Here is an 11,972-nt window from a genome sequence, read left to right on the forward strand (position 1 = left end):
ATGACCATCACCACGGACAGCTACAGCACCATCACCCCGGACGGCGTGGTCAAAACGGCCGACGGCGCCAGCTTCGCCTACCTGCCCGCCCCCACCGTGCAGAGCCACGCGGCCAACCTGCTCACCCTCCCGGACGGCCGGCTGGGCTGCGTCTGGTTCGGCGGCACCCAGGAAGGCGTGCCGGACATCTCCATCTGGTTCTCCACGCTGGAGCCGGGCAGCAGCCAGTGGTCCTCACCGCAGCAGCTGTCGGATGACTCCACCCGCTCCGAACAGAACCCCATCCTGTTCACCAACACCGACGGCGCCCTCTGGCTCCTGTACACCGCGCAAAAGGCGGGCAACCAGGACACGGCCGAGGTCCGGCGTCGTATCTCCCTGGACAGCGGCCGCACCTGGGGCGCCGTCGAAACCCTGTTCCCGGCCAACGAGACCGGCGGCGTGTTCGTCCGGCAGCTGCCCGTGGTGCTCCCGTCCGGCCGGCTGATCATTCCCATCTTCCGCTGCATCACCACGCCGGGAGAGAAATGGGTGGGCAACAGCGACGACAGCGCCGTGATGATCTCCGACGACGCCGGCGCCACCTGGACCGAGCACGTCCTGCCCGGCAGTCTGGGCTGCGTCCACATGAACATCCAGCCCGTGGCCGACGGCTCGCTGCTGGCGCTGTTCCGCAGCCGCTGGGCCGACTCCATCTACGAATCCCGCTCCACCGACCACGGCTCCACCTGGAGCGAGCCCGTCCCCACCGAGCTGCCCAACAACAACTCCTCCATCCAGTTTGTTGCTTTGACGGACGGCCGCCTGGCGCTCGTCTACAACCACAGCCGGGCGGGGGAGGGCACCGCGCGGCGCCTCTCGCTGTACGACGAGATTGACGACGACGGCCTGGCCGATGAACAGGGGCAGGTGGCCGAACCTGACGCCTCGGCTTTCTCCGAGGATGACGGCGTCAAGCGCGCCTTCTGGGGCACCCCGCGCTCGCCGATGACCCTCGCGATCTCCGAGGACTCCGGACGCTCCTGGCCCATCCGCCGGAACCTGGACGTGGGGGACGGGTACTGCCTGTCCAACAACTCCCGCGACGGGCTCAACCGCGAATACTCCTACCCGTCCATCCACCAGGGCCCGGACGGTGCGCTGAACATCGCGTACACCTACTTCCGGCAGGCCATCAAGTTCGTCCGGGTTGACCCGCAGTGGGCCTACGACGGCACCACCACGCCGGGCGGGGACGCGTGACGGTGGCCAAACACGCGGTGGTCACCGGCACGAGCTCGGGCATCGGCAAGGCCATCGCTTCCCGGCTGCTGGCGGACGGGTGGAAGGTGACCGGGCTAAGCCGCACCGAGTCCTCCTTGGACGGGAAGTTCGAGTGGCTGCAGGCAGACCTCGCCGAGCCGGAGTCCCTGGCTTCACTGGTTTCAGGGCTGGCTCCGGCCGACGCCCTGGTGCACGCCGCCGGATTCCAGCGGACAGCGAACCTCGGTTCCCTTGACCCGGCCGCGCTGCAGGGCATGTTCACCGTCCACGTGGCCGCGGCGTCGGTGCTGGCCGACGCGCTGGTGCCGGCCATGCCCGACGGCGGCCGGATCGTCCTGCTGGGCAGCCGCACCTCCACGGGGATGCCGGGCAAGAGCCACTATGCCGCGACCAAGGCCGCGCTGATGGGGCTCGGCCGGACGTGGGCGCAGGAACTGGCGCCGCGGGGGATCACCGTGAACGTGCTCTCCCCGGGACCCACCGACACCCCGATGCTGAACGACCCCGGCCGTGCCGCCACTCCGGTGAAGCTGCCGGCCCTCGGCGCCCTGGTGGATCCGGAGGACGTGGCTGCACTGGCCGCGTTCCTGCTCGGCCCGCACGGCAAGTCCATCACGGGCCAGAACTACGTGATCTGCGGGGGCGCCTCCCTGTAGACCCCACCGGAAGGGGACGGCGATCCGGTTTCGGCTCTGATACCCGTGGCGCCGGGTCCACCACGCAGGGGAGTCGGGGTCTACAGTGGAGGCATGGCTCTCAGCCGCAACCCGCTCGATGACCTGCGCGAAACGATCGGCCACCTGGCCGATCAGCTCAAGCTGCCCGGTTCGGAACGCGTCGATGAAGTGGTCGGCGATCTCATGGGTGCCCGGCCCGGGCCGGCGCGGCCCCTGTCCGAGCTGCAGGCCGAACTCGATGCACTGGTGGGACTCGAGACCGTGAAGGAACAGGTGCGGGCCCTCGTGGCGCTGCTCCAGGTCCAGGCGCGCCGCAAGGCCCACGGCCTGCCGGAAGTAGCCACCTCACAGCATCTGGTGTTCCTCGGAAACCCCGGCACGGGCAAGACCACCGTGGCCCGGCTCCTGGCCGAGATGTACCGCGCGGTGGGTCTGCTGCAGAAAGGCCACCTGGTGGAGGTGGACCGTTCCGGGTTGGTGGGGCAGTATGTCGGCCAGACCGCCATCAAGACGGACCGGGTAATCCGGCGTGCGCTGGACGGCGTCCTGTTCATCGACGAGGCCTACGCTCTGGCCCCGGAGGACGGCCGGATGGACTTCGGGCCCGAGGCGATCGAGGTCCTGCTGAAGCGCATGGAGGACCACCGCCACCGCCTGGTGGTCATCGTGGCAGGGTACCCGCGGCTGATGGAGGCCTTCCTGCTCTCCAACCCAGGCCTGCGCTCCCGGTTCGCCCGCGAAATCACCTTTCCCGACTACTCCGTCGAGGCGCTCCAGACGATCTTCCACCAGATGCTGGCCCAGCACGAGTACATGCTGGAGCCGGACGCGGACCAGATGCTGCGCCGCATCTTCACGGGGCTTCACGCCGGCGAGGACTCCGGCAACGCCCGGTTCGCCCGCACCCTGTTCGAGCAGGCGCTCAACCGGCAGGCGCTGCGGCTGTCCCTCGACGAGGAGCAAAGCCTGGACGCGCTGGACCGCGAAGCCGTCATGACGCTCACTGCGGACGACATCGTCCAGGCCGCGCAGGCGTTGGGCGAGGAGCCGGAGCCCGAACCCGCGCCGGAACCCGAGCAGCCGCGCTGGAAGCGTTGGCTGCTGGCCTGACGGCCCGCAGGTCTGCACGTTGGTGCATACCGCGGTAGACGGCCCGTGCGCAGCCAGCCGCAGGCTCTCTAGCTACTGACCAGTAACAAAACCCGATTTGACGGGGTGTCGGAGCGGCACCGGCCTCCCCTTGGACGGCCCTTTCTGGCCGCACATCCGTGCACTTCTGCTGCGCAGGAGCAGCAGCGCTGCCAGCATGGAAAACCCGGCTGGCAGTGATGGGCACCCCCAAGACCATCAGCGCCAGCCGCTCCCGAAGACAGACGAACAAAGAGGTTTCCATGTCCTTCCTTACCCGCACCCTGTCCATTGCCGCCGCCGCGCTGCTCTCCACCTCGCTGGTTTCAGCCCCCGCCCAGGCCATCGATATCTCCCCGCCGGGCGCCAACGACTGGTCCTGCAAACCCTCAGCCGAACATCCCTACCCCGTGGTCCTGGTCCCGGGCACCTTCGAGAGCATGGACAAGAACTGGTCCACCCTCTCGCCGTACCTCAAAAGCGAGGGCTATTGCGTCTTCGCCCTCAACTACGGCGAAACGAACGGCGTCTATGCCACGGCTCCGGTCAAGGATTCCGCCTCTCAACTCGCGCCGTTCGTTGATGCCGTCCGCTCCGCCACCGGCGCCAAGCAGGTGGACCTGGTGGGCCACAGCCAGGGCGGCATGATGCCGCGGTGCTACATGGGCTTCCTGGGCGGGGCAAAGTACGTCCACCAGCTCGTCGGCATAGCGCCGTCCAACCACGGCACCGAAGGTGTGATCCTCCCGCCGCCGGACCTGGTGCCCACGCCCGACTACACCGCCGCCGGCTGCGCCGCCTGCGCGGACCAGCAGGCCGGGTCGCCCTTCATGCAGGAGCTCAACTCCATCGGCGATACGGTGGCCGGTCCGTCCTACACCGTCATCTCCACCACCCACGACGAGGTGGTCATCCCGTACAACAGCCAGTTCCTGAACGGTTCGGCGCGGCAGGTCACCAACATCGCCATCCAGGACAAGTGCCCGGCCGACGTCATCGAGCATGACCAGGCGCCCAACGATCCCGTGGTGCACCAGCTCGTGGGCAACGCCCTGGCGCAGCCGTCCGGGCCCGCGGACCCTGCCTTCCAGCCCGTCTGCCTCTAGCATCCTGAAGCAGTACGACGGCGGGTGGCCGGCCCACGAGAGCCGCCCACCCGCCGTCGTGCGCAAGCGTCAGCCGGCGGGCTTCAGGGCGGCCTGCCAGGCAGCGATTGCCCGCGCCGCGCTCAGAGTCCACGTGGCGGTGCCGGTTGCGCCGGCTGTTGCCTGCATCTTGTCGGCGAGCTCAGCGATCTGGCCGCCCGCCGCCTGCCACCGCTGGGTCCAGCCGCTGGGCGGCGCTGACACCATGGGCGAGGCGCAGTCGCAGCCCACGCCGCCAATCACCATGGCGCCATTACTGGCCGTGGTGGTACTGGGTGCGGTGATGCTGGTGGCGTTGTACGTGGCATCCAGGGCCGTCACCACCGGGGCATCCAGCGGCGTGGTGTTGTTCACGCCGCGGTAGCCGGTGATGCCGCCGCCCCACTTCGCGGCAGCGCTCAGTGTCCAGGCGTAGCTGGCAGGATCCGACGAACCCACCACGTGGTAGTACACGTAAACCCTGGCGCCGGAGGTGGAGGTGCTGTTGATGGACAGCCCGTTCACCATCGCGGTCCAGCCGGCGGGCACGGACGCCATGCTCGGGTTGGTGTCCGCGGTGATGGCCGCAACCAGCACATCACCGGCCGCGGTCCCGGCGGGGGCCCCGATGGAGACGCCCGTCACCGCCGTTCCCGAATAGGTGGTTGAAGATCCGACGACGCTTATGCCCGTGGCCGGTGGCGGTGTGGTGGCCGTGCCGACGGTGATCGTTGTGCTGGCGGAGCTGGAACCGGCGCTGTTGGTTGCGGTGAGCTTGGCGGTGTAGGTTCCTGCCGCCGCGTAGCTGTGGGACGGGTTCTGGGCGGTGGAGGTGCCGCCGTCGCCGAAGTCCCAGGCCCAGGAGGTGGGGGAGCCGGTGGACGTGTCAGTGAAGGCGACGTTCAGCGGCGCGGTCCCTGAGGTGGGGGAGGCTGTGAACGATGCCACCGGTGCCGTGGTGGCCGGGCCCAGGGGCCGGTCCGAGTACCAGTAGCGCTTGGCCACGTCGTCACTGGCCATGACCACGATGCCGGTGGAACTGTTAACCCCCTGCTTGGTGGTGGTCACATTGTTCATGTTGGACGACGAGGCGCTCTGGATGACAGGGGTCCCGCGGCCGCTGCCGAAGGACGGGTTGTCCATGGATGCCGTCTTCTCGTAGATGCTGCCTGCCACGCCTGAGTACGCGCAGCCGCTGACTGATGTCGGCGGAGCTGTCTGGAACGCGTGGACCAGGTTGTTCGTGGTGTCCAGCACAATCTGCGGCCGGCTGACGCAGTCGCCAACGGACGAGATCGCCGACTGCGTGAAGGCCCCCGTGCCCGGCTTGAACACGAGCAGCAGGAGCTGCGGCAGCGTGGGATCAGTCGAGGTGTCGTTGAGGCTGGTCTTGACGGCGGCGAACACCCTGCCGGTGGTATCGGACTGCAGCGACTTGAGGTTCATGTGGTCGTCGGCCTGCCCTTTGCCCTGGATGGCGGGCTGGAAGTTCCAGGACGACGACGCGGTGGGGGAGGTCCCGTCGGTGCGGGTGGCCCACCAGACCGAGCCAGTGAGCTGGTCGCTCCACATCACGCCAATCTTGTTCTTGGCGAAGGACACGACGGCGGAGATGTCATCTGGGGCGGGATGCGGGTTGGACACCGGGATAATGAACGGCGTGGCCCAGCTGGTTCCGCCGGCCGCGGAGTCATTGACGTAGACGGTATTGGTGTACCCGCTGGTGCTGTTGCCGGACACCTGCGTCCACGTGGCCCAGATGGCACCGGTGCTGTCCTCGTCGATGGTCATGGACTCACTGCTGTTGTTCGTGATGACCGTGGGGAACCCGGCGTCCAGCGTGTACTTCCCGCCGGAGTAGCTGTACCGGTAGAGGTAGGCGGGCTGTCCCGAAACGGAGTCAACGGGGTTGGAATCCGTGGAGACGGTGACCACATGCGAGGCGATGTACAGGTGGCTGCCGTCCCACATGGTGTCCGCCAGTGTGCTGCTGCGGCTGTCATTTACCACGCCCGTGTTCACCCAGGTGGCGGTGGCGCGGTCCAGCCGGTAGATGCTCCAGCCGCTGCCGCTGGTCCACATGTCCGCCCACCAGGAGCCATCGTTCCACCACAGCTTGCTCTGCGGCTTGTCCGACGTCGGCGGGTTGGCAACGCCGGAATAGGCGATGCTTTGCGTGCCGTAGACAGGATCTGCCGAGGCCGCAGGTGCCCACCCGAGAAGAGCCAGTGCTGCTGTCAGGGCCAGGACCAATGCCTGCCCTAACCGGCCAGGGATAGCAGAAATCTTCATGGCGGGCTCCTGGGTCACGTCGCTCTGACAGCTTTACTTGTCTTGGGGTCGTTGCCCGCCGCCCCAGACACGACGCAACCCCTGAAGCTCACACAATAGGCGTGAACCGCTCAAGCGGCAAGGGATTGGATTTATTTGCGCGCGGCCCCCCGGAAACCCCTATTCGCGGGTCCCGGAAACCCCTATTCGCGGGCACCTGGAAACCCCTATTCCCAGGTTCCCGGAAACGCAACCGGCAGCCACCCGGGGAATCCGCGGGCCGCACGCGCGGGCCTTTGGACTCTGGCCCGATGCCCTCCTGCCGGGCAGAGTAGGCGCCGGACCTTAACCAGCCAGTGAAAGAAGGCACCATGCCCCGCACCTCCGTCATCACCGGCGCCGCCTCAGGCATCGGCAAGGCAACCAAGGAACTGCTCGAGCAGCGGGGTGAACGCGTCATCGGGGCGGACCTTCACGACGCCGAGGTGGTGGCCGACCTCTCCACCTCGGAAGGACGCTCCGGCCTGGTGGACGCGGTGCGGAAGGTCAGCGGCGGCAGGATTGATGCCATCTACGCGGTGGCCGGCCTCGATTTCCCAATCGCGGCCACTGCGGCCGTGAACTTCTTCGGCGCCGTCGCCACCCTTGAAGGACTCCGGCCCCTGCTGAAGGACTCGGACGCCCCGCGCGCCGTGGTGGTTTCCTCCATGGCGGCCCTCTTTGCCACCGACGACGAGCTTGTAGCGCAACTGACCGCCGGTGACGAGGCCGGGGCCCTGGCCCGCGCGGAGGTCCTGGCCAAGGAGCCAGCCACCGGCGGCCTCATCTACTGTTCCAGCAAACTGGCGCTCTCCCGGTGGGTCCGCCGCCAGGCCGCCACGGAAGCCTGGGCCGGTGCGGGAATCCCGCTGAACGCCGTGGCGCCCGGTGTCATCGCCACCCCCATGACGGCCGAACTGATCGCCACCGAGGAGGCCCGGACGGCACTGCTGAAACAGGTCCCCATGCCGCTGAACGGCATCGCCGACGCCGTCGTCGTGGCCCGCCTGCTGGCCTGGCTCAACAGCGTGGAGAACACGCATCTGTGCGGGCAGATTGTCTATGTCGACGGCGGCAGCGACGCTGTCATGCGCGGCGACTCGGTCTGGTGAAGCGCGGTCTTAGCTAAGGCTGCACGCAGCGCGGAACGCCAGGTACCGCGGATCACCGCGTCCCACCAGCCGGCCAAGCGCGTCGACGGCCAGGAAATCCGCGGAACCCATGTCGGTGGCAAGCCAACGCGCCAGCAGTGTGGCGTCGCCGCTGGCACGCACCGCTGATCCCACGGCCATGTCCAGCTGGTCCCGGAGCAACTGGATGGCCAGCGTGCCGGACCGGCTAAGCAGGGGAGCGCGGTACGCCTCCAGCGCTTCGGCCACCAGGCCCTCGCGGAGCAGGCGCAGTACGCGGCCCGAGTCGGAGCACCCGGCCAGGCTGGGGGTCAGCCGGTAGGGACCCGACTCCACCGCGCCGCCCAGCATGGACCGCACCCGGAACATCTCGGTCCGGATGGCCTGCGGCGTCCCCGCGTCACCATGCAGCTCGTAGGCCAGTTCCTCGGCAGACCAGCCCTGGGACCGTGAATCCAGCAGGGCCAGGATCTCGGCCCGGCGCAGCGTCAACGGCATGCGCCGGCCGCCGGCGGACACGGCCGCGGGCTTGTCGCCCAGCAGCTCCAATGACTGGACAGCAGCCGGGGGAGCAACCCGGGCCGAAGGTTGCCCGGTGGCACGGGGCGGGGACGGGGCACCCAGGGAGACGCCGGCGTCGGACGTCCCCAGCAGGGCTTCCGCCACCCGCACGGCGCACCGCACCATCCGCAGGGTGTCCGCGCTGATGGTGTCCAGCGGCCCGGACACGTCCAGGACGCCCAGCACGCGGCCGGTGGCGGGATCGGTGATGGGCGCGGCCGTGCAGGCCCACTCGTGGTGCGTCCGGACCAGGTGCTCGGCGGAGAACAGCTGCACGGGGCTGCCGGTGACCAGGGCCTCGCTGATGGCGTTGGTGCCGATGCCGGCTTCGGACCAGTCCGCGCCTTCCAGGAACTCCAGCTGGTCGGCCCGCCGCAGCACGGACGGGCTGCCCACCCGCCAGAGGATTTCGCCGCTGGAATTGGTGAGCACCAAGAGATGGCGGCCGGAACGGGAATCGTCGGCCAAAAGATCATGCAGCGCCGGCATCACCTGCTGCAGCCGGTGGCCACGCCGCAGCTCCAGCACCTCGGACACCTCGTGCAGGTGCCGCGGGCTGTGCTGGTCCGGGCTGATGCCCAGGGCCATGGACCGTCGCCACGACTCCACCAGCGGCGTGGGAATCTCGGGCTGCGGGACACCGGAGATGACCAGCTCGTGCGCACGCCGCAGCGTCCGCGCGTACCGTGCCGGGTCCGAGAACTTCAGCCCGTGGTCCACTGTCTCCTCCTCACAGCCGGCACCCTTGCCGGATCCGTGTAACGCCGCTGTTACCCCCGCAGGGTTCCACTGGTGATGCAGCTCACGCCCGCCCCAGCATATCGGGCAGGCGGAGCCCAAGGAACAGCACAAAGGAGTGGAGATGACCCAAACACCCACCGCTGCGGCGCAGGCCTGGCTTGCCGGCCTGGACGATGCGCTGCAGCGGCGCGACGTGGACGCCGCGCTGGAACTCTTCGAGGACGAAACTTACTGGCGGGACTTCGTGGCGTTCACGTGGAACCTGAAAACCCTGGAGGGCAAGGCGGACGTCCGCCGCATGCTGGAGGCCACGCTGGACCATGTGCAGCCGGCGAACTGGGCGCTCTCGGAGGACGCCACCGGGGACGCGGAGAACGTGGAAGCGTGGTTCACGTTCGAAACCGGTGCCGCCCGGGGCTATGGCCACCTCCGGCTCCGGAACGGCAAGTGCTGGACGCTGCTCACCACTATGCAGGAACTGAAGGGCTTCGAGGAGAAGAAAGGCCCGCGGCGCGAGCAGGGCGTGGCGCACGAGATTGTCCGCGGCCGCCGGTCCTGGAAGGAGCTCAAGGAGGAGCAGGAAGCGCGCCTTGGCTACGAGGAGCAGCCCTACTGCGTGATCATCGGCGGCGGCCAGGGCGGGATTGGCTTGGCCGCCCGGCTCAAGCGGCTGGGCGTGCCCACCATCATCGTCGAAAAGAACCAGAACCCCGGGGACTCCTGGCGCAACCGCTACAAGTCACTGCACCTGCACGACCCCGTCTGGTACGACCACCTGCCCTACCTGAAATTCCCGGACGACTGGCCGGTCTTCGCCGCCAAGGACAAGATCGGCGACTGGCTGGAGCACTACACCCGCATCATGGAGCTGAACTACTGGTCCGGCACCGAGTGCGTCAAGGCAGCGTACGACGACGGCACCCAGGAATGGGAGGTCAGCGTCCTTCGCCACGGCGAACCTGTGACCCTCCGGCCCAAGCAGCTCATCTTCGCCCTGGGAGTTTCCGGATACCCGAACATTCCTGCGTTCGATGGCGCGGAGACCTTCCTGGGCGAGCAGCGGCACTCCTCCCAGCATCCCGGCGGCGGGGACTGGACGGGCAAGAAGGCGGTAGTGATCGGCTCCAACAACTCGGCCCACGACATCTGCGCGGACCTCTGGGAGCACGGCGCCGACGTCACCATGGTCCAGCGCTCCTCCACGCACATTGCCCGCAGCGAATCGCTCATGGACCTGGCACTGGGGGACCTGTACTCGGAGCGGGCGCTCGCCGCCGGCGTGACCACGGAGAAGGCGGACCTGCTGTTCGCCTCGCTGCCCATGCGCGTCCTGCCGGAAGCCCAGGTGCCGGTGTACCAGGAGATGGCCAAGCGGGACGCGGACTTCTACTCCCAGCTGGAGGCGGCAGGCTTCGACCTGGACTTCGGCGTGGACGGTTCGGGCCTGTTCGTGAAGTACCTGCGGCGCGGCTCCGGCTACTACATCGACGTCGGCGCTTCCCAGCTGATCATCGACGGCCGGGTCAAGCTCAAGTCCGGGCAGGTCGCCAAGATCACCGGCAATGCCGTGGTCATGGCCGACGGCACGGAACTCGAAGCCGACCTGATCGTCTATGCCACCGGCTACGGGTCCATGAACGGCTGGCTGGCGGACCTGGTCTCTCCCGAGATCGCGGACCAGGTGGGCAAGTGCTGGGGGTACGGCTCGGACACGCCAAAAGACCCTGGCCCATGGGAGGGGGAGCTGCGCAATATGTGGAAACCAACCAACGTCCCCAACCTCTGGATCCACGGCGGCAACCTGCACCAGAGCCGGCACTACTCCGCCTACCTGGCGCTGCAGCTGAAGGCCCGGATGGAAGGACTCGACACCCCCGTCTACGAACTGCAGCCCAGCCACCACACCCGCTGAATGGAAGGACCATCATGAAGGCAGCACGCTTCCATGCCCGCAAGGACATCCGGATCGAAGACATCCCGGAACCGAAGCTCCGGGCAGGCGCCGTGAAGATCGACGTCGCGTGGTGCGGCATCTGCGGCACCGACCTGCACGAGTACCTGGAAGGGCCCATCTTCTGCCCCGCGCCCGGGCACCCGCACCCGCTGTCCCACGAGGAATCCCCGGTGACCCTGGGGCACGAATTCTCCGGGACCGTGTCTGAAGTCGGCGAAGGCGTGGACGGGCTGGCAGTGGGTGACAACGTCGTCGTCGAACCCTATTTCGTGGACGGCGACTGCGACATGTGCCAGGCGGGCAGCTACCACCTGTGCCGGCAGATGGGGTTCATCGGGCTGTCCGGCGGCGGGGGAGGGCTGAGCGAGAAGATCGTGGTGGACCGGCGCTGGGTGCATCCCATCGGCAGCATTCCCCTGGACGAGGCAGCCCTGATCGAGCCGCTGTCAGTGGCGCACCACGCGGTAGCGCGCAGCGGCGTCAAGGCCGGCGACACGGCGCTGGTGGGCGGGTCGGGGCCCATCGGCCTGCTCACCGCGGCGGTCCTCAAGGGCATGGGCGTCACCACGATCATCAGCGAACTCAGGCAGGCCCGCAAGGAGAAGGCAACGTCCAGCGGCGTTGCCGACCATGTGCTGGATACCAGCAAGGAGGACGTCCCGGCACGGGTCCGCGAATTGACCGGCGGCACCGGGGCGGACGTTGCCTTCGAATGCGCGGGGGTGAACGCCGTGCTGGACACCATGCTCGACGCCGTCCGGCCCGGCGCCGTGGTGGTCAACGTGTCCATCTGGGGCGCGCCGGCCACCGTCGATATGCAGAAAATCGTGCTCAAGGAGATCGACCTGCGGGGCACCATCGCCTACGTCCGCGACCACCCGGCCGTGATCAAGATGGTCCAGGACGGCAAGGTGGACCTCAAGCCGTTCATCACCGGCCGGATCGCGCTGGAGGACCTGGTGGAACAGGGCTTCGACACCCTCATCAACCACAAGGACACCGCGGTAAAGGTGCTGGTGCATCCCTAAAGGGCGGCTTAAGTCCCTGTTCCCGCGCAACCCTCAGGCGTAGCTTGAATGTGGGT

9 protein-coding genes are annotated in these 11,972 nt (G+C 68.1%); 7 read left to right on the plus strand and 2 right to left on the minus strand.

From position 1 onward, the window contains the following. From VXJ37_RS04915 to VXJ37_RS04930, 4 genes are all read left to right on the plus strand, one after another. A complete protein-coding gene (locus tag VXJ37_RS04915; protein ID WP_331321951.1) occupies window positions 1-1,242 on the plus strand; it encodes a sialidase family protein in 1,242 nt (413 codons plus the stop codon). Beyond that, complete coding sequence (locus VXJ37_RS04920; RefSeq protein ID WP_331321952.1) at window positions 1,239-1,919, plus strand: SDR family NAD(P)-dependent oxidoreductase; 681 nt, start codon at window positions 1,239-1,241, stop codon at window positions 1,917-1,919. Before VXJ37_RS04915 ends, VXJ37_RS04920 begins: the two co-directional genes overlap by 4 nt. Before the next feature lie 93 nt (window positions 1,920-2,012). Beyond that, window positions 2,013-3,050, plus strand: a complete 1,038-nt coding sequence (locus VXJ37_RS04925; protein WP_331321953.1) for an AAA family ATPase — start codon at window positions 2,013-2,015, stop codon at window positions 3,048-3,050. A gap of 281 nt (window positions 3,051-3,331) precedes the next feature. Further along, window positions 3,332-4,174, plus strand: a complete 843-nt coding sequence (locus VXJ37_RS04930) for an esterase/lipase family protein (RefSeq protein ID WP_331321954.1) — start codon at window positions 3,332-3,334, stop codon at window positions 4,172-4,174. 69 nt (window positions 4,175-4,243) lie between these two features. Here VXJ37_RS04930 and VXJ37_RS04935 read toward each other — a convergent pair whose 3' ends face one another. Beyond that, window positions 4,244-6,484 (minus strand): PKD domain-containing protein, encoded by a 2,241-nt coding sequence (locus tag VXJ37_RS04935; protein ID WP_331321955.1) that lies wholly within the window; start codon window positions 6,482-6,484, stop codon window positions 4,244-4,246. A gap of 350 nt (window positions 6,485-6,834) precedes the next feature. On the opposite strand from VXJ37_RS04935, the gene VXJ37_RS04940 reads away from it, so the two are divergent. Beyond that, on the plus strand, window positions 6,835-7,614 hold the full coding sequence (locus VXJ37_RS04940) for an SDR family oxidoreductase (RefSeq protein ID WP_331321956.1): 780 nt from the start codon (window positions 6,835-6,837) through the stop codon (window positions 7,612-7,614). A 9-nt stretch (window positions 7,615-7,623) separates the two neighbouring features. On the opposite strand, the gene VXJ37_RS04945 is transcribed toward VXJ37_RS04940, so the two are convergent. Next, complete coding sequence (locus tag VXJ37_RS04945; RefSeq protein ID WP_331321957.1) at window positions 7,624-8,913, minus strand: GAF domain-containing protein; 1,290 nt, start codon at window positions 8,911-8,913, stop codon at window positions 7,624-7,626. Between the two features lie 142 nt (window positions 8,914-9,055). Between VXJ37_RS04945 and VXJ37_RS04950 the strand changes: the two genes are divergently transcribed. After that, on the plus strand, window positions 9,056-10,846 hold the full coding sequence (locus VXJ37_RS04950; protein WP_331321958.1) for an NAD(P)/FAD-dependent oxidoreductase: 1,791 nt from the start codon (window positions 9,056-9,058) through the stop codon (window positions 10,844-10,846). 14 nt (window positions 10,847-10,860) lie between these two features. Further along, window positions 10,861-11,916, plus strand: a complete 1,056-nt coding sequence (locus VXJ37_RS04955) for a 2,3-butanediol dehydrogenase (RefSeq protein ID WP_331321959.1) — start codon at window positions 10,861-10,863, stop codon at window positions 11,914-11,916. Window positions 11,917-11,972 lie beyond the last annotated feature (56 nt).

This window comes from Pseudarthrobacter phenanthrenivorans, from assembly GCF_036455295.1.
GTDB classification, from domain to species: domain Bacteria; phylum Actinomycetota; class Actinomycetes; order Actinomycetales; family Micrococcaceae; genus Arthrobacter; species Arthrobacter phenanthrenivorans_C.